Annotated in this window: 24 protein-coding genes and 1 tRNA gene; 14 read left to right on the forward strand and 11 right to left on the reverse strand. The window is 52.3% G+C overall.

Annotated features, from left to right (window positions below; translation table 11 throughout):
- Positions 1-29 precede the first annotated feature (29 nt).
- Entirely contained in the window at positions 30-968 is a 939-nt protein-coding gene (locus LOS15_RS05570; RefSeq protein WP_263068683.1) for a recombination-associated protein RdgC, read from the reverse strand.
- Between the two features lie 191 nt (positions 969-1,159).
- Between LOS15_RS05570 and LOS15_RS05575 the strand changes: the two genes are divergently transcribed.
- From LOS15_RS05575 to LOS15_RS05610, 8 genes are all read left to right on the forward strand, one after another.
- Positions 1,160-1,594, forward strand: coding sequence for an acyl-CoA thioesterase (locus tag LOS15_RS05575; RefSeq protein WP_263068684.1), 435 nt, complete (start codon positions 1,160-1,162; stop codon positions 1,592-1,594).
- 167 nt (positions 1,595-1,761) lie between these two features.
- On the forward strand, positions 1,762-4,467 hold the full coding sequence (gene gyrA / locus LOS15_RS05580; RefSeq protein WP_263068685.1) for a DNA gyrase subunit A: 2,706 nt from the start codon (positions 1,762-1,764) through the stop codon (positions 4,465-4,467).
- Positions 4,451-5,554, forward strand: coding sequence for a 3-phosphoserine/phosphohydroxythreonine transaminase (gene serC / locus LOS15_RS05585; RefSeq protein WP_263068686.1), 1,104 nt, complete (start codon positions 4,451-4,453; stop codon positions 5,552-5,554). Before gyrA ends, serC begins: the two co-directional genes overlap by 17 nt.
- A gap of 5 nt (positions 5,555-5,559) precedes the next feature.
- Positions 5,560-6,651 (forward strand): prephenate dehydratase, encoded by a 1,092-nt coding sequence (pheA, locus tag LOS15_RS05590; protein ID WP_263068687.1) that lies wholly within the window; start codon positions 5,560-5,562, stop codon positions 6,649-6,651.
- 17 nt (positions 6,652-6,668) lie between these two features.
- A complete protein-coding gene (locus LOS15_RS05595; protein WP_263068688.1) occupies positions 6,669-8,939 on the forward strand; it encodes a bifunctional prephenate dehydrogenase/3-phosphoshikimate 1-carboxyvinyltransferase in 2,271 nt (756 codons plus the stop codon).
- Positions 8,929-9,618, forward strand: a complete 690-nt coding sequence (gene cmk / locus LOS15_RS05600) for a (d)CMP kinase (protein ID WP_263068689.1) — start codon at positions 8,929-8,931, stop codon at positions 9,616-9,618. Before LOS15_RS05595 ends, cmk begins: the two co-directional genes overlap by 11 nt.
- A gap of 195 nt (positions 9,619-9,813) precedes the next feature.
- Positions 9,814-11,493 carry a 30S ribosomal protein S1 gene (gene rpsA, locus LOS15_RS05605; RefSeq protein ID WP_263068691.1) on the forward strand — a complete coding sequence of 560 codons (1,680 nt, stop codon included), beginning with the start codon at positions 9,814-9,816 and terminating at the stop codon, positions 11,491-11,493.
- A gap of 322 nt (positions 11,494-11,815) precedes the next feature.
- Positions 11,816-12,187, forward strand: coding sequence for a histone-like nucleoid-structuring protein, MvaT/MvaU family (locus LOS15_RS05610; RefSeq protein WP_263068692.1), 372 nt, complete (start codon positions 11,816-11,818; stop codon positions 12,185-12,187).
- Positions 12,188-12,282: 95 nt separating this feature from the next.
- Here the strand turns inward: LOS15_RS05610 and LOS15_RS05615 are convergent, their stop codons facing one another.
- Positions 12,283-13,113: a helix-turn-helix transcriptional regulator gene (locus tag LOS15_RS05615; RefSeq protein WP_263068695.1), complete on the reverse strand. Its 831-nt coding sequence runs from the start codon at positions 13,111-13,113 to the stop codon at positions 12,283-12,285.
- A 305-nt stretch (positions 13,114-13,418) separates the two neighbouring features.
- Here LOS15_RS05615 and LOS15_RS05620 point away from each other — a divergent pair, with 305 nt between their 5' ends.
- Positions 13,419-13,754 carry a hypothetical protein gene (locus LOS15_RS05620; RefSeq protein ID WP_263068696.1) on the forward strand — a complete coding sequence of 112 codons (336 nt, stop codon included), beginning with the start codon at positions 13,419-13,421 and terminating at the stop codon, positions 13,752-13,754.
- Here the strand turns inward: LOS15_RS05620 and LOS15_RS05625 are convergent.
- The 6 genes from LOS15_RS05625 to pilB all read right to left on the reverse strand — a co-directional run bounded on the left by LOS15_RS05625 (position 13,751) and on the right by pilB (position 19,473).
- Positions 13,751-14,623: a DNA replication terminus site-binding protein gene (locus tag LOS15_RS05625; RefSeq protein WP_263068697.1), complete on the reverse strand. Its 873-nt coding sequence runs from the start codon at positions 14,621-14,623 to the stop codon at positions 13,751-13,753. The two genes, LOS15_RS05620 and LOS15_RS05625, sit on opposite strands and share 4 nt — an antisense overlap.
- A 17-nt stretch (positions 14,624-14,640) precedes the next feature.
- Positions 14,641-14,874, reverse strand: a complete 234-nt coding sequence (yacG, locus tag LOS15_RS05630; protein ID WP_263068699.1) for a DNA gyrase inhibitor YacG — start codon at positions 14,872-14,874, stop codon at positions 14,641-14,643.
- A gap of 15 nt (positions 14,875-14,889) precedes the next feature.
- A complete protein-coding gene (gene coaE / locus LOS15_RS05635) occupies positions 14,890-15,486 on the reverse strand; it encodes a dephospho-CoA kinase (RefSeq protein ID WP_263068701.1) in 597 nt (198 codons plus the stop codon).
- Between the two features lie 84 nt (positions 15,487-15,570).
- Positions 15,571-16,416, reverse strand: a complete 846-nt coding sequence (locus LOS15_RS05640; protein ID WP_263068702.1) for a prepilin peptidase — start codon at positions 16,414-16,416, stop codon at positions 15,571-15,573.
- Between the two features lie 63 nt (positions 16,417-16,479).
- Positions 16,480-17,712, reverse strand: coding sequence for a type II secretion system F family protein (locus tag LOS15_RS05645; RefSeq protein WP_263068703.1), 1,233 nt, complete (start codon positions 17,710-17,712; stop codon positions 16,480-16,482).
- Positions 17,713-17,715: 3 nt separating this feature from the next.
- Positions 17,716-19,473 carry a type IV-A pilus assembly ATPase PilB gene (gene pilB / locus LOS15_RS05650; protein WP_263068704.1) on the reverse strand — a complete coding sequence of 586 codons (1,758 nt, stop codon included), beginning with the start codon at positions 19,471-19,473 and terminating at the stop codon, positions 17,716-17,718.
- Positions 19,474-19,692: 219 nt separating this feature from the next.
- Here pilB and LOS15_RS05660 point away from each other — a divergent pair, with 219 nt between their 5' ends.
- The 5 genes from LOS15_RS05660 to LOS15_RS05685 all read left to right on the forward strand — a co-directional run bounded on the left by LOS15_RS05660 (position 19,693) and on the right by LOS15_RS05685 (position 22,742).
- Entirely contained in the window at positions 19,693-20,202 is a 510-nt protein-coding gene (locus LOS15_RS05660) for a pilin (protein WP_317629634.1), read from the forward strand.
- 61 nt (positions 20,203-20,263) lie between these two features.
- A complete protein-coding gene (locus LOS15_RS05670; protein ID WP_317629635.1) occupies positions 20,264-21,115 on the forward strand; it encodes a leucine-rich repeat protein in 852 nt (283 codons plus the stop codon).
- Positions 21,116-21,184: 69 nt separating this feature from the next.
- Entirely contained in the window at positions 21,185-21,646 is a 462-nt protein-coding gene (locus LOS15_RS05675; RefSeq protein WP_263068705.1) for an anti-virulence regulator CigR family protein, read from the forward strand.
- An 87-nt stretch (positions 21,647-21,733) separates the two neighbouring features.
- Positions 21,734-22,549, forward strand: coding sequence for an inositol monophosphatase family protein (locus LOS15_RS05680; RefSeq protein ID WP_263068707.1), 816 nt, complete (start codon positions 21,734-21,736; stop codon positions 22,547-22,549).
- Positions 22,550-22,665: 116 nt separating this feature from the next.
- Positions 22,666-22,742, forward strand: a tRNA-Pro gene (locus LOS15_RS05685).
- 153 nt (positions 22,743-22,895) lie between these two features.
- On the opposite strand, the gene LOS15_RS05690 is transcribed toward LOS15_RS05685, so the two are convergent.
- The 3 genes from LOS15_RS05690 to LOS15_RS05700 form a co-directional block, all read right to left on the reverse strand.
- On the reverse strand, positions 22,896-24,293 hold the full coding sequence (locus LOS15_RS05690; RefSeq protein WP_263068708.1) for a hypothetical protein: 1,398 nt from the start codon (positions 24,291-24,293) through the stop codon (positions 22,896-22,898).
- Between the two features lie 316 nt (positions 24,294-24,609).
- Positions 24,610-24,816, reverse strand: a complete 207-nt coding sequence (locus tag LOS15_RS05695) for a hypothetical protein (RefSeq protein ID WP_263068710.1) — start codon at positions 24,814-24,816, stop codon at positions 24,610-24,612.
- Between the two features lie 116 nt (positions 24,817-24,932).
- Complete coding sequence (locus tag LOS15_RS05700) at positions 24,933-25,658, reverse strand: sulfite exporter TauE/SafE family protein (protein WP_263068712.1); 726 nt, start codon at positions 25,656-25,658, stop codon at positions 24,933-24,935.
- Positions 25,659-25,673: the final 15 nt, after the last annotated feature.

Below are 25,673 nucleotides of genomic sequence, written 5' to 3' on the forward strand. Positions count from 1 at the left end.
CAGTATTCAGTGCTAGCCAAAAGTAGCCATTAGGCTTCTTGATGCGCGGCAGGTTCCCGCTGTGTTTCACCGCCAAGCCACTCTAACAAGCGGATGACATCGTCGGAGAGTGCCTGTGCCATCAAAATAAAATCGGTTTCCAGCCTTGCCAAGGCGTCGTCACCATCATCAGCGTGGTCTGCCTCTTCAATCAGTGCGTCGCCAAAACGCAGCGATTTCAGCGCTAAATCATCGTGGAGCACAAAGCTTAAGCGGCCTTCCAGGCTGATGGCGAGTTTGCTGGCTTGGCGGCCACTTTCAAGTAATTGCTGTATTTCATCACTATCTAAATCGACTTGGCGCGCCCGTAAAACGCCGTCGTCGCCTTTGGCTTTTAGCTCCACCTGATCGCCCAGTTGCAGGTCGGAAGGGCGGCTGGCAGGGTCACCAAGCCATGTGGTCATGGCGCGAATAGGCAGCGTTTGGGATGAGATTGGCGTGGCTTTTAAGCTGCCAAGGGTTTCACGCAGCAGGTCCAGAATATCTTCGGCACGAGTGCGTGAGCTAGCATTAATGCCAATCAAGTGGCGGCGTGTATCCCACCATAGGTCAATTTTTTGGCTACGCACAAACGCACGGGGCAACAGCTCCTCCGTAACCTGCTCTTTTAAAGCGGTTCTTTCTTTGCGGGTAACTTTGCGGCCTTCGCTGGCTTCAATATCCGCGACTTTCTCGTCGACCTCTTCCTTCACGACGGAGGCGGGTAGCAGGCGCTCCTGGCGCAACGCTGAAATCAGCCGATGCCCTTGGATTTCGTGCAGCAATTGCCCTGCGCCTAGGCGGCCTGCGGGGGCTGTCCAGCCAAGCCGGCGTGCATCGGCATTACCCAGAGGCTTGGCTGCATGGGTATCAAGTGCGCTTTCTAACGCTGAACTGTCTAGTTCAGGGGCGCCATGCAGGCGATATAAATGCAGGTGCTTAAACCACATGTCACCAATCCTATTTAAAAGGTGGCACATTATGTCGAAAGCAGACCTTTCCTGCTAGCACCCCGGGGAATGTCGTACTGTTGCGTACGTTTTAAACTTGTGTTTGATTGGGGGCTGTTTTACCAACTCGCTCAACCACACACAGTTATTGAAGAGCAGTTATTAAAAACAGTGATTGAAAAGGAGGCACGATGTCTGGGGCAATTACACACGTAGGTATGCGGGTTCGCGGCTATCACCTGGATGGCTATGGCCACGTGAATAATGCGCGATATCTTGAATTTATGGAGGAGGGTCGTTGGGCTTTTTTCGATGAACATCCGAGCTTGATTAAGCAACTGCATCAGGCGGGCTATGCGTTTGTAGTGGTTAATTTGAATATTGACTATCGCGCAGCGGCGGTACAAAACGATGATCTTCGTGTATTGACGGGGATTGTTGAGGTAGGCGAGCGCAGCGCGCTTTGTCATCACCGCATTCTGCGCAAAGATGACACTTTAGTCGCTCAGGCCGACCTTACGTTTGTGCTATTGGATATGAAAGCCAACAAGGCGGCGGCGATCGACGGTGATGTGCGTGACGTACTTAAGGGGCTTGTTGTCACAAAAGAAGCATTTACCGCGTAATAAGCGAAGGCGACCCCCTGACTGCCCTTGGTGCTTATGCAGTGGTATGATGGCAGAGTATCTGCGCGCCGTCCTATTGTACTGTTTTCGTTTGTACAATTGGGGGCGGCATTTTTAAGCGCTTTCAACTCTCGCAGTGCCAATGCAGTGCAAAGGATCTGACTTTCATGGGTGACATCGCCAGAGAAATCTTGCCCGTCAATATTGAAGACGAGCTCAAGCAGTCGTACCTCGACTATGCGATGAGTGTCATTATCGGTCGCGCGCTTCCCGACGTGCGCGATGGCCTCAAGCCTGTTCACCGGCGTGTGCTGTTTGCCATGCATGAACTGGGTAATGACTGGAATAAACCGTACAAGAAATCGGCGCGTGTTGTCGGCGATGTCATCGGTAAATACCACCCGCACGGTGACAGTGCGGTATATGACACCATCGTACGTATGGCCCAGCACTTCTCCATGCGTCACGTACTGGTCGATGGCCAAGGTAACTTTGGTTCTATCGACGGTGACAGTGCCGCCGCTATGCGTTACACCGAGGTGCGCATGGCGCGCCTCGCTCACGAGCTTTTGGCCGATCTTGAAAAAGATACGGTTGACTGGGTTGATAACTACGACGGCACTGAACGCATTCCTGAGGTCATGCCGACGAAAGTCCCCAATTTGCTAATTAACGGCTCGTCGGGCATTGCGGTGGGTATGGCCACCAATATTCCGCCGCATAATATGCGGGAGGTCATTGATGGCTGTTTGGCATTAATCGATGACTATACGCTCACCGTTGATGACCTGATGCAGTACATCCCCGGCCCGGATTTTCCCACCGGTGGCATTATTAATGGCCGTGCTGGCATTTTAGATGCTTACCGCACGGGGCGTGGGCGCATTTACGTGCGTGCCTGCCACACCATTGAGCATCACGATAAGAGTGGTCGTGATCACATCATTATCTCTGAGCTGCCCTATCAGGTGAATAAAGCGCGGCTGATTGAGAAAATCGCTGAGCTGGTGAAAGAGAAAAAGATTGAAGGCATCGCCGAGCTGCGTGACGAGTCCGATAAAGACGGCTTGCGCGTGGTGATTGAAGTAAAACGCGGCGAGTCTGGCGACGTTGTGGTGAATAACCTGTTTGCCCAAACACAGCTGCAAAACGTGTTTGGTATTAATATGGTGGCGCTTGAAAATGGCCAGCCACGTACGCTCAATCTTAAAGAGATGCTCGAAGCGTTTATTCGCCATCGCCGTGAAGTGGTTACTCGCCGCACGCTGTATGAGCTGAAGAAAGCCCGTGAGCGTGGTCATTTGTTGGAAGGTTTGGCTGTCGCCATTTCTAACATCGACGAAGTCATCGAGCTGATTAAGGCATCGCCCAACGCCGCCGAAGCGCGCGAAAAGCTGCTCGCTAAAATCTGGCAGCCGGGCCAGGTGACCGCCATGCTGGAGCGCGCTGGCGCTACCTCTTGCAAGCCGGAAGACCTTGATGAAGGGTTTGGTCTTAACCCCTCGGCAACCGAGTACCGCCTGTCGCCTGCCCAGGCTCAGGCCATCCTTGAGCTTCGCTTACATCGCTTAACCGGCCTTGAAACAGAGAAGCTGCTCAGCGAATACCTGACGATTCTTGAAAAAATTGCTGAGTTCACGGCAATTTTGGCGTCACCTGATCGGCTAATGGAAGTAATCCGTGAAGAGCTGCACGCCGTGCGTGACCAGTTTGGTGATGACCGCCGCACGGAAATTCAGGCCAGCCATTTAGATCTTTCTATCGAAGACCTGATCGCCGAAGAAGACATGGTGGTGACCGTCTCTCGCTCGGGCTACGCCAAGACTCAGCCGTTGTCAGACTATCAAGCGCAGCGCCGGGGTGGTCGCGGTAAGTCAGCCACTTCCATGAAAGATGAAGATGTCATTGAGCATCTGCTGGTGGCGTCTACTCATGACACCGTGTTGCTATTCTCAAACCGTGGCAAAGTGTACTGGCTAAAAGTGTACGAAATGCCTAATGCTAGCCGTGGCTCGCGAGGCAAACCACTGGTCAACATGCTGCCGCTGGAAGAGGGTGAGGCGGTTAACGCGATTCTGCCGGTGCGCGATTACGACCCCGAGCACTACATTTTCTTTGCCACGGCCAATGGCACCGTTAAACGTACCAGTCTTGAGCAATTCTCTCGTCCGCGTAGCGTCGGCTTAATCGCCATTGATCTTGAAGAGAGCGACCGCTTGGTCGGTGCTGCCATTACTTCTGGCAGTGATCACGCCATGCTGCTCTCCTCGAACGGAAAAGCCATTCGCTTTGAAGAGGGTAATGTGCGCGCCATGGGCCGCACGGCACGGGGTGTCCGTGGTATGCGTTTGGCGAAGGGTGCGGAAGTCATCAGTCTGATTATTCCAAAGAGCCAGCAGATTGACGCCGAGGCAGATGTAGAGGCCGACGTGGAGTTGCAAGCAGCGTCGCAAGAGCTGGTTCAGTCGGAAGGCCAGATCTACATTATGACCGCCAGTGAGAACGGCTACGGAAAGCGTACACGCCTTGAAGAGTTCCCGCTGCGTGGCCGTGGGGGGCAGGGCGTTATCGCTATGCAAACCAGCGAGCGTAATGGTTCGCTAGTGGCGGCGATGCAAGTGTATGACAGCGATGAAATGATGCTGATTACCGACCGTGGCACCCTGGTGCGTACCCGCGTCGATGAAGTCTCCACTACCTCGCGCAATACCCAGGGCGTGATGCTGATTCGTTTAGGTAAAGAAGAAAAACTGGTGAAAACTGTCCGTGTTGATGAGCCAGCGGAAAGCGACTTTGAGGCGCTTGAAGAGGGTGAGTCAAACATAGTTGAAGGTGGCGCACAGGAACCGGGAACCGATGACACGTCATTATAATTTTTGTGCAGGGCCTGCGGCCCTGCCTGCTGCCGTACTTGAGCGCGCGCGTAGCGAACTGCTGGATTATCAAGGGCGTGGCCTGTCGGTAATGGAAATGAGTCATCGTAGCGATGAGTTCGTTGCTATTGCTGAGCGCGCAGAAACTGATCTGCGAACGCTGCTGAATATTCCTAGTAACTACAAAGTACTGTTTCTGCAAGGCGGAGCTAGTATGCAGTTCGCTATGCTGCCTATGAACCTATTAGGTGGAGGCGGTAGCGCCAATTTTATCCAAACGGGTATTTGGGGTAAGAAAGCATTAAGCGAAGCCAAGCATTTAGGTTACCGCTGCCATTTAGCGGCCAGCAGTGAAGCGAGTGGCAACACGGCAGTACCTGCACTGGATGCGTTGGCAATAAGCAACGATGCCGCCTATCTGCACTACACCTCTAACGAAACCATTGGTGGGTTAAAGTTTGACTATACGCCGGTTGTAAAACGTGACGATGGTTCTGATGTTCCGCTTGTCTGTGATATGTCGTCCAATATTCTTTCTGGCCCGATTAACGTCTCTGATTTCGGCGTTATTTATGCGGGCGCCCAAAAGAATATAGGCCCTGCGGGGTTAACGCTGGTGATCGTGCGTGATGACTTGCTTGGCAAGACCGTGCCTGGTGCGCCTTCGTTATTTGATTATCAGCTGCTGGCGGAGGCGGGCTCGATGGTCAATACGCCGCCAACCTATGCGTGGTATTTGGCAGGTCTAGTTTTCCAATGGCTTCAAAATGATATGGGTGGCCTCAGTGCCATGGACGCCCTCAATCAGCGTAAAGCCGATAAGCTTTATGCCGCGATTGATGCTAGCGCTTTTTACAGCAACCCCATCGCTCGTGCTAATCGCTCGCGCATGAACGTACCGTTTGTATTAGCAGATGCCGCGTTAGATAACGTGTTTTTACAAGAAGCGGATGAAGCGGGGCTGCTGAATCTGAAGGGGCACCGTAGCGTAGGGGGTATGCGTGCCAGTTTGTATAACGCGGTGCCTGAAGAGGCTGTGGATGCGTTAATCGCCTTTATGGCGGACTTTGAACAACGAAGGGGCTAACCATCATGTCCGATACGCCGATTGTTTTGGACGAATTACGTCAACGTATCGACCAGTTAGATGGCGATATATTGCGCTTGATAAGTGAGCGGGCAAGCTGTGCGCAGCAGGTCGCCCACGTTAAGCTAGCTGAAGATAAAGATGCCGTATTTTATCGCCCTGAGCGCGAAGCGCAGGTATTGCGCCGGATTATGGCACTTAACTCAGGCCCGCTGGACGCTGAGGAGATGGCGCGGCTATTTCGTGAAATCATGTCGGCGTGTCTGGCGCTTGAACAGCCTGTCAAAGTCGCCTACCTCGGCCCAGAGGGAACGTTTACCCAGCAGGCAGCGCTCAAGCACTTTGGTGAGAGTGCGGTTAGCCTGCCCATGGCGGCGATCGATGAAGTGTTCCGTGAAGTAGAAGCAGGCGCGGTTAACTACGGCGTGGTACCGGTTGAGAACTCAACCGAGGGCGTGGTTAACCATACCCTCGATACGTTTATGGACTCTTCCATCAAAATTTGCGGTGAAGTGGTGCTGCGTATTCATCACCATCTGCTGATTAGTGAGACGACCCGTAAAGATAAGGTCTCAAGAATTTACTCTCACCCCCAATCATTTGGCCAATGCCGCAAATGGCTGGATGCTCACTATCCTCATGCTGAACGAGTGCCGGTGTCCTCCAATGCGGAAGCCGCTAAGTTGGTGAAAACTGAATGGCATAGCGCCGCGATCGCCGGTGATATGGCTGCTAAGCTCTACGGACTTGAGCGTATTGCCGACAAGATTGAAGACCGCCCTGATAACTCAACGCGCTTTTTGATCATCGGCAACCAAGATGTACCGCTGTCGGGTGAAGATAAAACATCCATTGTCGTGGCGATGCGCAACCAGCCCGGCGCGCTGCATGACCTATTAGAACCATTTCATCGTCACAAAATCGATTTGACGCGTATTGAAACGCGCCCTTCGCGGACAGGGGCATGGAACTACGTGTTCTTTATTGACTTTAAAGGCCACCGTGATGAGCCCCAAGTGGCGGCCGTGCTTGAAGAAGTTAAACTGCGCGCCTCAGAGTTACGTGTATTAGGCTCTTACCCCCAGGGCGTTCTGTGACAGCGCGGCTGCCCAATATGAGTACACAGGCAGTATGCCGGGAGCCACGATTACTGATCGTTGGGCTGGGTCTTATCGGGGGGTCATTGGCGGCGGGGCTTCGAGCTTCAGGCTTCAAGGGAGAAATCATCGCTTGCGATCCTAATGCGAGCGAAGTGGCCCTTGGCATAGAGATGGGGCTGATTGACGCGGGTGACACCCAGCTTTCTGGGCTGTTGTCGGATGTTTCCATGGTGGTGCTTGCCGTTCCAGTGCTTGCCACGGAGAGCGTGATGCAAACGCTTGCAGCAGAACTCTCCACTGCGGCAAGTAATGTAGCGATAACCGATGTCGGCAGCACTAAAGCCACCATTCGTGAATGTGCGGAACGCGTCTTTGGCTGTGTGCCGTCCAATATGGTGCTGGGGCACCCTATTGCGGGTTCTGAGAAGAGCGGTGTGGCAGCAGCAAATCCAGTGCTTTATGCCAACCATAAGGTGATTCTTACCCCGGAGCCAAACGTCAATGCAGACGCGCTGGCCCGGGTAGAGGCGCTATGGCAGGCCTGCGGCGCGCAAGTGCTGCAGATGAGCGTAGAGCGTCATGATCAAGTGCTGGCGCGTACCAGCCATCTGCCGCATTTGCTGGCATTCTCGTTAGTCGACACGCTGGCGCGTCAAGATGAACGGCTGGATATTTTTCGTTATGCCGCTGGCGGGTTTCGTGACTTTACCCGCATTGCGGGTAGTGATCCGGTTATGTGGCGGGATATCTTTATTGCCAATCGTGATGCCGTTTTATCGTCATTAGATGATTTTGAAGCTGGACTTGCGCGTTTAAGGGATGCCGTTGAGCGTGGCGACAGCGATGCGCTGATTGCCACCTTTGACCGTGCCAGCCATGCACGCCACTATTTTGACACCTTGCTAAATAAAACTAGTTATCAGGCGGAATATCACATGCAACCAGAGGGTAAGATCACCTACCGGGTGAGTCCCGGTGGTCAGGCGCAAGGCCAATTACGCGTGCCGGGCGACAAGTCCATATCGCACCGCTCTATCATGCTGGGCGCTCTTGCAGAGGGCGTGACAGAGGTTAAGGGCTTTTTAGAGGGCGAGGATAGCTTGGCAACGCTACAGGCGTTCCGTGAGATGGGGGTGGCGATCGAAGGGCCGCACCAAGGTCGCGTCACTATTCACGGAGTAGGCATGCACGGGCTTAAAGCCCCCTCTGGCCCTATTTATGTAGGAAACTCCGGCACCGCTATGCGTTTATTTGCAGGCTTGCTGGCGGGTCAGGCGTTCGATAGCGAACTAACAGGCGACGAGTCTCTCACCAAGCGTCCCATGGGGCGTGTAGCAGATCCGCTGCGTCTGATGGGCGCCACTATTGATACCGCAGAGGGCGGGCGCCCGCCGCTCAATATCAAAGGTGGCGCTCCGCTTAAAGGCATTTATTACGATATGCCCATGGCGAGCGCGCAGGTAAAATCTTGCCTGCTGTTGGCAGGTTTATACGCTGAGGGGGAGACCAAAGTACGTGAGCCAGCCCCAACGCGCGATCACACCGAGCGCATGTTAAACGGCTTTGGCTACGAAGTGAGTAGGGAAGGCGATACTTGCTGGTTGAAAGGCGGTGGCAAACTTACCGCTGGTCCTATCGACGTGCCTTCTGATATATCGTCCGCGACCTTCTTTCTCGTCGCGGCAGCGATTACGCCGGGTTCTGACACTACGCTAGCGCATGTGGGTATCAATCCAACGCGTATAGGCGTGATTAATATCCTCACCTTGATGGGGGCCGATTTAACGCTTGAAAACGAGCGTGAAGTGGGCGGTGAGCCAGTGGCCGATATTCGGATTCGCTACCGCCCTCTAACGGGGATTGATATCCCAGTAGATCAAGTGCCCCTGGCGATTGATGAGTTTCCTGCGCTGTTCGTCGCAGCTGCCAACGCCCAGGGCACGACGCGCCTGCGCGGAGCCGAAGAGCTGCGGGTGAAAGAGTCCGACCGCATTCAGGCGATGGCCGATGGTCTGGCTGTTCTGGGTGTTGAGCACCGTGTTGTAGAGGATGGAATCGATATCGTCGGTAATGGTAATGATCAGGTGCCCAGCTACGGCGGCGGGCGGATTGATAGCTTGGGTGATCACCGTATTGCGATGTCGTTTGCGATGGCATCGCTTCGGGCAAGCAGTGAGATCATTATTGATGACTGCGCCAATGTAGCGACTTCGTTTCCTGATTTTGTCGAGCTCGCCCAGCGAATCGGTGTCAACATTAGCGTGGAGGGCTGTAATGACGCGTAATGTGCCCGTGCTGACCATTGATGGCCCCGGTGGGGCAGGCAAAGGCACGATTAGTAGCCTGATGGCCGAGCGCTTGGGGTGGCACCTGTTAGACAGTGGCGCGCTTTATCGATTGACAGCGCAGGCGGCCGTTAAGCATCACGTCGCCTTGGATGATGAAGCCGCGCTTTCAAGCATCGCAGCGACGCTTGATGTTGCTTTCCCGGTAGAGTCTGGCCAACCGCGCACGCTATTGGAGGGTGAAGAGGTTGGGAAAGTCATCCGCACCGAGCAGGCGGGGGAGCGCGCCTCACAAGTAGCGGCATTGCCACAGGTGCGGGCTGCGCTACTTCAGCGTCAGCGGGATTTTTGCCAAGCGCCGGGCCTTGTGGCAGACGGACGTGATATGGGAACTGTGGTGTTTCCAGACGCCACGCTGAAGATTTTTTTAACCGCTAGTGCGGAAGAGAGGGCTCATCGGCGGCATCAACAGTTGCAGGAAGCTGGGGTGGATGCTAGTCTTTCGAGTCTTTTGAAGGAGATTCAGGCACGCGATGCACGCGATACGCAGCGCAGTGTGGCCCCTCTCAAGCCGGCAGATGATGCCATAACGCTTGATACCACACGCCTGAGCATACCGGAAGTGGTTGAACGGTTGACCGATCTGCTGGCCCAGCGTGGCATGGCAAGCGGCATTTGATTCTCCCTTGCGGCGTTTTTGGAAAGGTGTCACGACGTGGCAGGGCGGCAGTTCATATGATCGTTCATATCAGTGAGCCCGGTCAGGTCTAACCAGCGCTAACACCTCCAGAAGCTGAATGACATTAGGCCCGTACTCGCTGGTGGTGCGGAGAAGGCATTTATGCCTCAACAACGTTGATCACGTAGGAAAACCATGAGCGAAAGCTTTGCTGAACTGTTTGAACAGTCTCTTAACGACATTAACATGGAGCCAGGCGCCATCGTCGCGGCTCAAGTTGTCGACATTGATGGTGACTGGGTTACCGTCAACGCTGGTCTGAAATCTGAAGGTCAGATTCCGGCGTCACAATTCCGCGATGAAAACGGTGAACTAAACATCGCTATCGGTGACGACGTTCACGTTGCACTAGAAGCCGTTGAAGATGGCTTCGGTGAAACGCGTCTGTCCCGTGAGAAAGCCAAGCGCGCAGAAGCTTGGAAGGTTCTAGAAGCAGCCTTCGAGAAAGACGAAGTCATCAAAGGCGTGATCAACGGTAAAGTCAAAGGCGGCTTCACCGTCGAAGTTGATTCTATTCGTGCCTTCTTACCAGGTTCTCTAGTTGATGTTCGCCCGGTTCGCGACACTGCGCACCTGGAAAACAAAGAGCTCGACTTTAAAGTCATCAAGCTTGATCCGAAGCGTAACAACGTTGTTGTATCGCGTCGTGCCGTGCTTGAGGCTGAGAACAGTGCCGAGCGCGAAGCGCTGCTGGCAACGCTGCAGGAAGGTCAGCAGATTAAAGGTATCGTTAAGAACCTGACTGACTACGGTGCCTTCGTTGACCTAGGCGGTGTTGATGGCCTGTTGCACATCACCGATATGGCGTGGAAGCGTATCAAGCATCCGTCTGAAATCGTTGCTGTTGGCGACGAGATCAACGTTAAAGTGCTGAAATTTGACCGTGAGCGTAACCGCGTTTCACTAGGTCTGAAGCAGCTTGGCGAAGATCCGTGGGTCAACATCAAAGAGCGTTATCCGGAAAACACCAAAGTTCACGCTGTGGTCACTAATCTGACCGATTACGGCTGCTTTGCTGAGCTGGAAGAAGGCGTTGAAGGCCTGGTTCACGTTTCTGAAATGGACTGGACCAACAAAAACATCCATCCGTCTAAAGTTGTCCAAGTGGGCGACGATGTTGACGTCATGGTTCTGGATATCGATGAAGAGCGTCGTCGTATTTCTCTGGGTATCAAGCAGTGCACTGCTAACCCATGGGAAACCTTCAACGCTGAATACAACAAGGGCGACCGCGTTTCAGGTACCATCAAGTCAATCACTGACTTCGGTATCTTTATCGGCCTTGAAGGCGGCATCGATGGTCTGGTTCATCTGTCTGATATCTCTTGGACAGAAACGGGCGAAGAAGCGGTACGTAACTTCAAGAAAGGCGACGAAGCTGAAGCCGTCATCCTTTCTATCGACCCAGAGCGCGAGCGCATCTCTTTAGGTATCAAGCAAATGGATTCTGATCCGGTTGCTGAATATCTGTCTGTTAACGATAAAGGCAGCATCGTAACTGGCCGTATCGTTGAAGTTGATGCTAAAGAAGCTCACGTTGAACTGGCGACCGATGTTATCGCTATCTTGAAAGCCTCTGAAATCAGTGCGGATCGCGTAGAAGACGCGCGTAACGTTCTGAACGAAGGCGATAGCGTTGAAGCGCGTATTGTTAGCGTCGATCGTAAGAGCCGTCAGATCAACCTGTCGGTTAAGGCGAAAGAGCAAGACGATACTCGTCAGAACCTGAAGAAATTGCGTGATCAAGAGCCCGAGTCCGCAGGTGGCCCGACCACTATCGGTGATCTTATCAAGCAGCAGATGGGTCAAGACTAATTTATTAGCTCTTACCTATAAAAGCGCCGCCCGACAGGGCGGCGTTTTTTTTGGCTTGTGCTAGGTTCAGTAGCGGTAATTCATCATGCTTTCAGTAACTGTTTGTTGCTTGTTAATTTTAAAACACTGAACTTTTAAGTTTTACGCAAGTCTGTAAAATTGATTAGTAAATACCACAAAATCATCTAGACTAGTTGTCAATTAACACTTTTACGGCAATAATGTGTCCGCATCCTGAATTAACGGGTATTGAGCTTGCCCACTCTATGCCTTATGCGGTTAAAATTACGCTACGTTAAACCCTGGCAAAAAAGGAACTCCTATGTCACTTTTAAATGAATATATCCAGAAAGAGCAGCAGCTGAAACAACTGCAGGAAGATCTTCAACGCCTGGAAGGTGACCAGCGGTTAAAAAGCGAGCTGGAGTTTAAGGCGAAGCTAGAAGCATTGATGAATGAGTTTGGAAAGCGCCCGGCGGATGTAATTGCTCTGTTAGACCCTGCTTCAGATCAGCGTAGTGCTAAAGCGCCTGCAGCGTCTTCACGCCGTAAGCGTCGTTTGAAAATTTATAAGAACCCACACAACGGCGAAGTGATTGAAACCCGTGGTGGTAACCATAAAGGTCTGCGTAATTGGAAAGATGAGTATGGCGATGAGGCCGTCGAGTCTTGGTTGGTGCGCATGGAAGATTAAGTAGTTTAAACCGGCATTTCTTAACAGAAGTGCCGGTTTTGTTTTCGACGATGGTTAATTCTCGCGTTGTTTTTTATGAGCTAGACGATCGCTGGTTAGGATAATAGCGGTGTTTGCAGCTCTAAATGATCTGGGTGCCAAAGCACCCTGGGTGCTTCCCCACTGATATGAAACTGCTTCTGATCCCTCAGTAGCTGTATCAACGTTGCTGTCATTGCTTGCGATAACTCTGCAAAGTCCTTAAAGCATGTTTTGGCATAGTAGTGAGATGGGATGGCTACGCGACGATAAGCGGCGGGTAAGGCCAGATGATTGGTTTGCGCATTACTCTCCAGGTAAAGCCCTACATCGGTTCGTATCTGGTGAGTGGAAGGCTCTTCAAGTGCTTCTACTTTCTCGGGTAATAAGTCTGGTAGCGAAATAGCGGGGGTAACGTGCTCCAAGTGGGCTTGAAAGCACTCCAGCTGGCTCGTGTGGTACTTGGTTAGCCCTAAGCCATCAATGCGCTCTGGCGCATTGTACCGGCGCATGAGAACAATTTGTCTGGGTTGGCTTCTCGCTATAGTGGTCTTAAACTGTTGCTTAGGAAGTGGCAGAGCGTGAATGCTGCTGAGCGCATAACGATAGCTACGCGGCGTAAGCTCGTAGCGCCGCTGAAAGGCGCGTGAAAAAGACGAGTGGTTAAGATAACCGCAGCGTAGTGCAATATGCGCTATATTTTGAGAAGTGAGCGAAAGCAAAACAGCCGCGTGCTCAAGACGTCTTTTTTCCCTATAGGCGTTAGGCGATATATTAAAGCATTGACGGAATTGGCGCCGTATTTGAGATGACGAGTAACCCAGGTGGTTGGCTAGGTCTTCGATGCCCAGCGTTTTATCGAGTGTGTCCTGCAGCCAGATCTCAGCTCGTGTCATTTCGTTGAACATTATCTGGCCTCCTTTGCGTGTAATTTACAGGTGGGGTTTTGTTCACCTGTAACGCACCTTCTCGGTGCTACGTGACAGTGACAAGTAGACAAGCAATCAATAGAGCAACCTTTCCTGCGTAATAGAATTGCGAGTCTATGGGGAACCTTAAGGTAATGCTAATGCGGTAACCCTCTCTTTATGCGGCTAAGGAGTGGCAAAGGCAAGTTTGCTCTGTTGATTTACGCGTTTGTGCACAGTTTTTGGCAAAAGATCTGTTGAGCAGGCGTATCGACCCTTTTATATAAGGTGTAAATGACATACCAATGAAATATCAAAAGGTTGAAAAACAGCTGGACGAGCGTGAAAAGCTGCGTAAATTCCGCGAGCTGGATGACGCCTTTGCGCAAGCACTGCGTCAGCTGGATGACCCCAATAACAGTATGGATATCCCCACCGGGCCACCTGTCAGATCGCTGGCGGATCTAGAGGCTGACGACCAGGCAGCGCTGACTGAAAAGCGCGACCAAGTGTTCAACGAACGCGTTAAGGCGTTGATCAGCGAATATGATCTATCGGAAAGTGAGTTAAGCGAACTGATTCAAACGCTACTCACCTATGAGCGGTGGGAGTTGCAAACAGTACCGCCGCTGTCAGGCTAGCGGTATCGGTAAATACGCAAGCTGGGTAGAAAGGCTTCATGCTCTAATTTTTCATCGCGTCGCTTAGCCCTGGTTCGTTGGGCAGGCGGTTCAAGCGGCGGCATTTTAATATGAGGAAGCTGCTGACCTTGGCTAGGCACAATAAGCGGTAGGGCGACATTCATCGCGCGTCGGGTGTGGCCATCTTCTAAAGGCTCAGTGAAAAATAAGTTGGCTCGCATCAAAGGCGCCTGCGATTGCACCTGGGCGAGAGGCTCGCTGCTTGGAATGCCCGCTAACTTGTTTAGCTGAATGCGGACATGAGCGGCGTCGGTATCTAGCTGCAAGAGTTTTTGCTCTGCTTCTTGTACGGTAATTTTTTTTATTGAGCGGCCACTGCTATACCAAGCAAAGCGAACGCGCGATACCGGTGCTGGGGCAATAGGAAGGTGCCGCCAACACTGCTTAAGGTGCAAGCGCGCCAAGCCACTCTGACGCAGCACGTTATCCACGTCTGGGTGGCGTTGAGGCAAGCGGTGTTTGGCTTGGCTGAGTGTATTTGGCTGTGCCTGTTTAATATGCTGAAGCAGGTCGCTAATGTGTGCTTTAGCGCGGTTAACCGCCGTAAACTTTTCAAGTAATTCATCATCTGCTGCGATAAGCGCAATGTAGTTACGCGTCTCGCGCCCATCTTGGCCCTGCTGATGCCACATATCGAGCAGGGCTTGTCGTAGCCAAGACCTACCCCCAGGGTAGGGCTGAAAGTGCCATGTGGCTGATTGCTGCTGCTCATAATAAGTGGCTGCATGATCTATAGCTGCCATCAAGTCATCGAAACGGGCATCCAGCTCATGCAGCAAGTGGTAAACGGGCAGGGCATTATCGTTCATGGCAGAACACTCATGGGCTAAGAGAGCGGGGCGTCTCTATCCGCTTGGGCAAGCAGCGTTTCCAAATCGGCTTCATCCATCGCGGATTCGCCCGAAATACGGTGAGACTCTTCCGCCCAAGCGCCTAGATCAAGCAGCTGGCATCGTTTGCTGCAAAAAGGGCGGTAGGCGCTCTCTGTGCTCCAGACGACTGGCTTGCTGCATTGAGGGCAAGCGACCTCTAGCGGTGCATCGTTAGCGGGCGTTGGCATAAAACTCTCCTTGAGCTAGAAGTGTTTACTTCGGTAGTGCTGATCAAGCTGCGTTACCTGTTGCATCATCGAAGCATGGTCCCCGCTGTTATCAATAACATCATTGGCCTTAATAAGGCGCTCTTTACGGGGAAGCTGGGCGGCGAGAATAGCATGCACTTGAGCCTCACTCACGTCGTCTCGCGCACGTGTACGTGAAAGCTGTAGCTCAACGGGCACATCGACCACAACGGTGCGGTCCACCAACTTGTCTTGGCCTGACTCAAATAACAACGGCGATACCAGCAGCACATACGGTGATTGGCGCTGCAAGCGCTCTAGATGTACGAGAATGCGTTCGCGCACGCGAGGATGGGTCACCGACTCCAGCCATTGGCGCTCGGCAGGGTTATCAAACACAATGCTGCGCAGAGCTGACCGGTTTAGCGTGCCGTCAGCGTGTAGTACATCGTCCCCGAAGTGTTTACTGATAGCCGCTAGCGCTGGTTCGCCAGGCATGACGACTTCCCTGGCCACATCGTCGGCGTCTACCCAGCCAATTCCCAGCGAACCAAACGCCCGAGCAACGGTAGACTTACCGGAACCGATACCGCCTGTTAACCCAACAATCATGGCTGCTCCCTAAGTAGTGCCTCTGCTCATCGTCATGAGCATAGATAATAGCTGGCCACAGTAAGGTGGACGAAATAACCAACGCTAATATATCAGCGATGTATAGAGCGCCATCAGCTCATCGCCCGCTAGTAAGCAAACCCACCCTGCCAGTGCTAGGAAAGGGCCAAAAGGCAGCGGCTGGCCGCGCAAATGAGGAGAGCGGGCTTGCATCGCCAAGCCAACAAGAGCGCCAATACCTGCCGATACGATCAACAGTAATGGCAGCATGGGCCAACCGACCCAGGCGCCTAACGCCGCTAGCAGCTTAAAGTCGCCAAACCCCATGCCCTCTTTGCCCGTTAATAGCTTAAATAGCCAGTAAAAGCTCCAGAGGATTAAGTAGCCGGCCATGGCGCCAATCACCGCGCTGGGCAACATAATAGGTTGCAAGAGCAGCTGATAGAGCAAGCCCGCCCAGAGCAAGGGCAGGGTCAACATATCCGGCAGCAAATACGTACGAAAATCGATAACCGCCAGCGCCAAAAGCGTTAAGCAGGCCGCATAAATAAACAGGGCGCTTGCTGTTGTGCCATAAAGCGCCACAACGGCCACCGCTAATAATCCGCCCATCAGTTCAACCAGTGGGTACTGTGCACTAATGGGAGATTGGCAGTTTGCGCACTTGCCGCGCCGTTTTAACCAGCCAAGCAGTGGCAAGTTGTCATGCCACGCAATCGGATGCTCGCAGCGCGGGCACATCGAACCAGGCGTTGCGAGATTAAAGCGGGGCGCTGTTTCTGCCGGAAACTCCAGCGAAGCTAGGGCTTCATTGCGCCAGCGCCTCATCAGCATGACCGGTAGACGAGTAATCACCACATTTAAAAAGCTGCCAAAACAAAGCCCGAGTAGAAGAGCAGGCGCCCACTCGAGCGGTGAAGGGAGATACATAAATGTCCTTTTAACTGCCTGAAAATAGGAGAGGCCACCGTGGGCAGCGCATATAGAAAACGGCTATAACGCAGAGCCTAAATTGAAAATTGGTAAGTACATGGACACGACAACACCGCCGACTAATAAACCCAATACAACGATAATAACGGGTTCCATTAACGATGTGAGTGCATCCACTTTGTTATCAACTTCCTCTTCGTAATAATCTGCCACTCGATTCAGCATGGCATCTAAAGAGCCTGCCTCTTCACCGATACTGACCATTTGAACCGCCAGGGCTGGAAAACGATTTGTCATGCGCATCGCAAAATGTAATTGCTGCCCCGTCGCCACGTCTTGGCGGGTTTGCACCACGGCGCGTTCGTAAACCTTATTGCCGGTTGCTCCGGCGGCTGTGTCTAACCCTTCCACCAGAGGTACACCAGAAGAAAATGTGGTGGCCAATGTGCGAGAAAAACGCGCAACCGCAGATTTGTGCATGATGTCGCCGATAATCGGTAATCGAAGTAGTAATGCATGCATGCGGTAAGCGATATTAGGTGAGCGCTCAATGCCTTGTTTAAGCAAGAATATGGCCGCTACCAGCGCACCAAATGCTGCCAACCAATACTGCTGCGCTAGCTCCGATAGATTTACCGTCATTTGCGTAAGCGCAGGTAGTTCCGCCCCGAAGCTTTGAAACATGCTTTCAAATTCAGGTACCACTTTCACCAGAAGCAGCATGGTAACCGCAATACCAATCGCCATTACCGCAGTGGGATACCACAGCGCCTTTTTAACACGTGCTTTTAAGGATTCTACTTTCTCTTTATAGGTGGCAACGCGATCCAGCATTTGATCTAGGGCGCCTGCTTGTTCACCAGCATCTACCAAGTTAACAAACAGGCGATCAAAATGTTTTGGGTGTTGGCGAAGCGCATCCGAGAAGCTAGAACCAGAAGACACATCGCTCATCATTTGCTGTATCAGGGCCACCATGGCCGGTTTTTTTAGGCTTTCAGCCACTACTTGCAGCGCTTGTAAAAGTGGGATGCCTGCTCGAATCATGGTGGCCATTTGACGGGCAAACACCATGATGTCGTTAGGGTTGATGCGGCTGTTGCCGCCAATGCTGCCTTTTTTACTGATACGCCGAATATCAATATTTTGTTTGGCGAGTTCGGCGGTGACTTCCGCTTTGCTGCGGCCGATCATTTCGCCGCTTAACGTTCTGTTTTGGGGGCCTTTGCCTATCCACTTCCAGCGCGATAATTTGATGGCGGGAGTTTGGCGCCTACGAGCACGTTTAGCCATGCCTTATTCCTTACTTACGCGGTTAATCTCTTCAAGGCTGGTGATACCTTGCATGACTTTTAATAGGCCGCTGCGATGGAGACTGGGATAGCCCTCCCTGCGGGCCTGCTGGTCAATTTCTAGCGAATTAGCATCGCGCATGATGAGCTGACGCATCGACTCTGTAATGGGAACAACTTCATAGATACCAATCCGCCCTTTGTAACCTTGGGTGCAGTGTTTACAACCCATGGCTTTATATAGAGTGGCTTGGTTAATCTCCTCATTGTTTAGCCCCTCTTTTTGAAGCGCCTTACGCGGTACTTCAATGGGCTCTTTGCAATGGTGGCAAAGTTTACGCGCTAAGCGCTGTGCAATAATTAAACTAACGGCACTTGCAATGTTGAAGGACGAAACGCCCATATTGGCTAATCGTGTGAGTGTTTCGGCTGCCGAGTTAGTATGCACCGTAGAGAGCACCAAGTGGCCGGTTTGGGCAGCTTTTACCGCAATGTCCGCTGTTTCCAGGTCGCGTATTTCCCCCACCATAACCACATCTGGGTCCTGGCGAAGAAAGGCGCGTAGGGCGCTGGCAAAGTCGAGGCCGATTTTGGGCAGAACGTTTACCTGGTTAATGCCATCTACTTTAATTTCTACGGGGTCTTCAGCCGTACAAATATTGCGCTCTACTTTATTAAGGATATTAATCCCCGTATAAAGCGAAACAGTTTTACCGCTGCCGGTTGGCCCTGTCACCAAAATCATGCCCTGGGGCTGTTTAAGCGTATGTTCATACAGAGCGCGCTGCTCATCGGTGAAACCTAACTGCTCAATGCCTAGCTGAGCCGCCGTAGGGTCTAAAATCCGCAGCACCAGCTTTTCACCGTATACCGTAGGTAGCGAGTTAACACGGAAATCGAGAGAGCGCGTTCGCGAGAGCTTGAGTTTTATCGCGCCATCCTGGGGTAGACGGCGCTCCGAAATATCCAGCCGGGCCATAATTTTAAGGCGAGCCGCAATACGGTGGCGCATGGCAAAGGGCGGTCTAGCAACTTCAATCAGCATGCCATCAACGCGAAAACGGACGCGGTAGAGCGTTTCATAAGGCTCGAAATGAATATCAGAGGCCCTTTGGCGAATGGCGTCTAATAAAATCTTATTAACAAACTTAACGATGGGCGCATCTTCGCTACTCTGCGACGATTCCTCAAGAGGAACTTCGTTGCCGTCACTGTTTTGTACAATGTTTAACGAACTCACCGCGTCGTCAATGCCATCCAGCTCATCCAGCATGCCGCGTTCGTTCTGAGCGAGATAGTTATTGAGTGCAACGGTGATTTGATCCACCGGGGCAAGCACACCTTCTATGCTTAATCCTGTGGCAAACTGGAGCTCATCTAGCTGGGTAAGCGTTGCTGGATAAGGCACCGCGACGGTTAGGCGGTGGCCATGGCGGGCCAGGGGCAGTACGTTAAGGCTTTGCAATACTTTAACGGGGTAATCGGCGGCGGGTGGCAGCGTAGTAAGGCGCAGCGCCTCAAGGTCGATAACCGGAAGGCCGTACTCCCATCCCGCTGCTACTGTAGCTGCAACAGGGTCGGCCAGCCCGCTTTCAATAACGTGTTGAAGCAGCGAAATTTCGAGATCAGAGGCCGTCGACTGTGCGGTGGCCGCTTGTGCATCGCTTAACACACCGTGTTTAACCAACCGCTGGGCAATGCCACGCAGGCCGCCGTGAGCTGCCGCGTGGCTAAGTGTCGATTCAAAAGAGGGTTTAGACATGCACGACCTGTGGTAGCAAAGTGGTCAGAATGCGCTTACTTGTACCATACTAAGGGTACTGGCGGCACCACGCTTTTCTAAGCGCAAACGATCATACAAACGATTGAAGTAGTAGGCCAAATGTAGTTGAAAAATCACTGTGAGTAAGCTAGTGTAACTAATATACATTAATTTTGCTTGGTAATACCTACCAAGCGATATCCTTAGGGAGAATTTTAGATGCAGACAACTGCAAAAAATGCGTTTCGCAACCTCAAACAAGGCGGTTTCACGCTGATTGAGCTAATGATTGTGGTGGCAATCATCGGTGTACTGGCATCTATCGCCGTGCCGCAGTATCAAAACTATGTGGGACGTGCTCAAGCCGCAGAAGCGTTTACCGCAACAGCAGGTGTAAGAACAGATATTGCTGTTTATTACGCTGAAAATGGCTCTTTTCTCGGCTACACCTCTTCTGGCGGAAACGCTAACTTCAACCAAGGTTCTGCTGGTGCTCTTAATGGTCAGTATATCGGCGAAGTTGCGCTCAATGGGACTCAAAATGGTGCTTATAACGTCACTTTTGATGCAGGCGTCCATGATGGTAAAACAATCACTTTTACACCTTTAATTGGTGGCGTTGCCGCTACAGCAGGTGATGCGAGCGCTTCCGCTAATGGGCAGATTTCAGGGTGGCAATGCGCAAGCGAGGACATAGGTGATACATTTTTGCCTTCTGCTTGTCGCTGATTAACATAATGATATTGTATAAGGGGCCTTATGGCCCCTTTTTTGATGGGAGAGACCAGTCGTGGCCAAAAATGCGCGCGGCTTTACGCTGATTGAGCTGATGGTAGTGGTGGCGGTGATAGGCGTATTGGCGGCGATTGCCGTGCCACAGTATCGGGACTATATGGTTCGTAGCAAAGTGACTGAGGCGCTTAGCCTTGTACGGCCTTATCAGTTGGATGTAACGGAAGCATTGGCTGGGTTATCTGCGATGCCAGAAAGCCAAGTGGCGCTTGATGCCCAGTATGTTGCATCGTTATCGGTAAATGATGAAGGTACTATTGATGTAACAACGCGCATGACGGGTGCTCGGGTTGATCCTGCATTGCGCTTCACGCCTGATAGCCAAGGTTGGGTGTGTTCACTCACCCAAGGGCTGCCTCGCCATGTGCCAAGTGAGTGCCGAGCGACGGTAGGGCCTTATACAATTTCAGAATTGGATGGGTTGAATTATGACAACTTAAATCTTGGCTTACAGGGAAATTATACCGGGGAGCGTAAAGAGATTGCGATTCCAGCGACGTTTTCAGGCCAGGCACTTGAGCAAATTCATCAAGATGTGTTCGCAAATGCTGGCTTAACATCGGTGTCGTTTGATTCTGCATCCAACTTAACGCGAATACACGCCCGTGCTTTCCAAAGTAATGAATTAACAGAGGTACGCTTGCCGGATAGCTTGACCCGAATTGATTGGGGTGCATTTAGCAATAACTCAAACCTTAATCGCGTGACAATTGGCGCTAATGTTACAACCATAGAAGGAAATGCTTTTCCAGGCGGCGATAGGTTCAGCGATGCATATAGAGCTAATAATGGTGGAGCAGGAACATATGAGAGACAGCAGGATGGTACGTGGGTGAAAGTAACGAGCTAGCCACCTTCCATACTGCCTGCTTATTTGTTACCTAAACTAAAGCTCCCTGACCACAGTGGAGCTTTTTTTATGAACCACTTTTTACGCTCTATGCTAATTGGCGCTAGCGCGTTGTTGCTAAGCAGCGCCGCGTTGGCTCAACCCGCCCATGCGCCCGCCCACGGCGCCCGTGATAACGCTTCCCAGGCAGAGCGCCACCGAGGCGGTGAGGGCGGCCATCGTGAAAGCGGTTCCCGTCGTTCCCATCGCGATGGTTATGTGGATTTGCCGCGCATTAACGAGCGCGAGCTGTTGCGCTTACTGCGCCGCCACGATGCCCCCCGTGCGGAACCGTTACCCCCTGGTATTCAGCGCAATTTAGAGCGGGGCAAGCCCTTGCCGCCCGGCATTGCTAAGCGCTTTGACGGCCCCATTGCCCGTGAGCTGCCCCGTTACCCGGGATACGAATGGGAGCGTGTTGGCGCTGATGTGGTGTTAATTGAAGCCGCGACTCGGGTGGTGGTCGATGTGTTGGTGGATGCTTTGCGCTAACCCGTTCCCATGTGTCGGGGCGTCATGGTAATGCCATGGATCAACGCTTATGCTGAGAAACAACAAACACCCCACTGAGGAGCGAACATGGCGGTTTATACCCTGGAAGCGCGGATGGCGCTGGCCATAGAGATTGCTGAAGAGGCTGGGCAGATGATTCGTAATGCCCGAGAACAGCAAGGGTTTAGCCAGCGGCTGAAAGGAGGAATCGAGCTAGTTACCGATGTAGACGTTGCCGTAGATACGCTTATTAGCCAGCGCCTGGAGGAGCACTTCCCAGGGGAGGCACGGTTGAGCGAGGAGCTAAGCCCGGAGCGTGCGCTGCATACCCCCGCCGAGCAGCTCTGGGTTGTGGACCCGATTGATGGCACGGTTAATTTTGCCCAGGGCCTGCGCCATGTGGCGGTGTCAATCGGCTGGATGGAGCAGGGGGTGGGTAAAGTAGGCGTGATACATGCGCCGTTTTTAGGTGAAACCTTTAGCGCGGCAGAGGGGCTAGGTGCATTCTGCAACCAGCAGTCTATTAAGCCGAGCGGCGCTGAGACGCTTGAAAGCACGCTGGTAGGTACCGGCTTTCCCTATCAAAAAGAGCAGCGTAAAAAACTTCTGCCACGCTTAGAAGCGGTACTCACTGGCTGTCAGGATGTCCGCCGTAATGGTTCAGCGGCACTGGACTTGTGTGATGTGGCCTGCGGTCGTTTAGATGCCTACTACGAAAGCGTATCGCCCTGGGATTTTGTGGCGGGTTGGGTCATTGCTCGCGAAGCAGGCGCGCGGGTGGGGCATTTAAGCGAAGTGCCTGACGGTGTACCGGCAGACCTCTACCCGGAGCAGTTGCTAGTAACTACCCCCAAGGTTTACGACGCCATGGCGTCCTTATTAAAAGCAGCCGACCACGCGTAACGGCAAGCGATTGAAAAGAAAGCGCAAAAAGTGCTTTTCATTTGGCGTATAAAACGCTAGTATACGCACCGTCTTGAGGCAAACGTTAGCTACACCAACATTGCTTATTAAGACATCGGAGTGTGGCGCAGCTTGGTAGCGCGTTGCAATGGGGTTGCAAAGGTCGCAGGTTCGAATCCTGTCACTCCGACCAAAAGTTTCTAACGAAAACCGCCGCTACGGATTATTCCGAGCGGCGGTTTTCGTTTTTCTGAAGAAAGCAGTGGAATACTTTAGTGAAGCGCTTAGCTGCTGGCAGCGCATACACTTTACCCTGTTGGATGAGGTGTATGCGCTGACGGGTGCTTTAGCGCGTTTCCACTTGAAGTGAGAGCTGGGAGGGTAGCCCCAGGGGATCTTGCGCGTAGGTGTTTAAGTTACTCTCGGCAGGGAGGGTGATGTTCAGCACCAGTTGGCTGGCGTTACCTTCCAGTAGCTCGACCATTCCCAGCAGAACAGACTGAACCTCAGGGCCGAACATCATGCCAAAGCCTTTTGCTTGAGTTCGGGCTTGTTCAATAATCTGTGCCTCTGAGACGCCCTCCATCGTCGCGCCTAATGTAACAAGCCTTGCGAGAAGACCTTCATCATCCAGTGTTAATGTCACATCGCCACCCAGCAGTGTTGCAGCATCCAGCAGGCGGGTATCGCGCAAAGCCTCTACGGGAGTGGTGTTTTTAGGCAGCACAACGGGGATGTCGTAATTAACGTTCAAGCCTATTGCATCGTGGAGCATGATGCGGCTGTCCCCACCCAATACGCTTTGGCTCTCTTGCTCTTTCCAGAGGCCTTCAAAGTGGGCATCCACTGCAAGCGTGCCACTGCCATCGGTAAGCACATTGCTGACCATGCGCATGTTGGTGCGTTCAGAGGGAGGGGCAAGCGCAATCATACGATTAAGATCAAGCTCCAGTGTTTCGATCCAGGCACCGCCTTCACCATCATTGAAATCGCCATCAAATTTTAGACGCTCTAGTGAGGCAACTAGCGTATCGCTCTCGATCGCCATGTTTTCTACGATCATAGCGCCGAGGTGCTCGTCCTGTTCACCTTGCATGCCATGAAGCGCTTCAATACGTAACCGATCTAGTAGTAGAGAGCCGCTTCCTAAGTCACCTAAATCTTCTCCCTGCATCGCTACGCCGCTGAACTCCAGCATACCGATGGTATCTGCGGAGAGTTGTTCTCCGCGCACTTCGGCAATTTCTAGACGTCCAGGCGCCGGGCCTATGCCTAATTCATACAGGAAGTCGCCCGCTAACTCAGAGTTAAGATCCAAGGCAATATTGTCAATGCTCAAATTTGCCAGGTTTAAAGGTGTTTGTTGCATCGACTCATCATTGAAAACCGCCATGCCTGGCTCGCCAAATACCGCGCTGTCGATACTCATGAGCAACAGCTCTGTCAGGCTGTCTTCGACCCTGATGCCTTCCACGCGTACTTCGTCAGGGCTGTCGTAGTTGCCACTAACAATATAACGCTCAATTTTAAGACGTTCACCCTCTGGTGATTCATAAACAATGTCTTCGGCGGTGAAGCGGTCTCGAAGCACTGCTTTGGAGACATCGCCAATACGCAGTTCGCCATCGGCGAAGAGCGCGGTGAGTTCCGCCTCAAGACGCTCGGGGGTAGCAAAGCTTGGGCCAGCGACCAGAAGACTTAACGTGGCGATACCAACACACGTAGGTTTGATAAAAAATGACATTGGGCAGCCTTTCAATGAGTAGAGCCATAGACCAAGTGTAGGCTTATAGCGCTTACAGTATTGGGTAGATTAACCGATAATAGCTGATTAAGAGGATAGAATGTAAATTTAGATTAGTTTTCTGGGTCGAGGAATGCGTACTCACTCCACAGCACGGAGCCGTCAACTAGTTGGGACGTGCGTTATTAAGCGGGTCAGAGATAAAGCTTTAGAAACTTCGTTTTGCAGGTGATGGCAGCAAGGTAGGCAGGGATAATAGCGCTTGGATCATAAAAAAAGCCTGCTACTAACTAAATAGCAGGGCTTTGGGTGCGCTTTATCCAGTACTTTTGGCTTTATGGTCTGCTAGTGCAGTGCTCACGGCTTCTTCCCACTGGCCTTCGGTAATGCCCCAGTGTTCCATTTGCGCTTGATCGGGGGAGCCTTCGACGGCGGCATCAAGCTCTTCTGGGGTGCTGCTCTCAAAGCAGTGCTTGGCAAATGCTTTGGTCTTGCCGTCCCTTAATTGGTCAATCATTTGCATGCTGGTTCTCCTTTTCCATAGTGAAGCATACGGTGCTATTAATCACCTGAACCAGTGTAGCGGGTTAACGGTGACTCTGCTCAGCGATGACGCTTATACCTGCAGGCTGCGGTATCTTACAGCGTGGCGTCAATGATGATTTTTAGCGCAATGCCTGCCAATAACAGCATAATTAAATTATCGAACCATTGATGAGGCAGGCGTTTACCCAGCTGAGCACCCAAGGGCATTGCCGCTAATATTACTAGCAGTGCGGCCACGCTATATGCGCTGCGCTCTAGGGTTAAAATACCGGTACTCAAGAGCGCGGGAATTTGCACGCAAGTGATTGCCACAAAAAACACCGAGATAGAGCCGATAAACACCGGACGCTCTAGCCGCATAGCGTTGAGAAAGGTAACCGAGGCGGGTGCTGACATGCCTGCCGCACCTTGTAGCACTCCCGCCAGTAGCCCGACAGGCAAAACGATGCGCTTGGCGAGAGCAAAGGGCAGCACCATGGTGCGTTTGGCAAGTTTAATGACTAAATACATCACTATGGCGCCTGCGACCCCTAGCGAGAGCAGGGTTGGCGAGAGCACAACCAAGCCCCAGGTGCCCAGCATAATGCCCAGCCCACCGGCGATTGAAAAAGCGGCTAAAAATTGCATCGGCAAGAGGTGACGGCGGTATTGCCAAACTTGTAGCGCATTGCTTAACAAGTTGGGTGCCACAAGTACCGCAATGGCAAGCTTTACATCATAGAGCATTGTTAGCACGGGGATCACAATCACAGGTACCCCAGAGCCAATAGCCCCCTTAATAACCCCTGCGGCAAGCAGCGTTAGCAGAGCAATAATCACATGCGTGTTCCTAAA

Origin of the sequence: Halomonas sp. 7T (assembly GCF_025643255.1) — a bacterium.
Classification (GTDB): domain Bacteria; phylum Pseudomonadota; class Gammaproteobacteria; order Pseudomonadales; family Halomonadaceae; genus Vreelandella.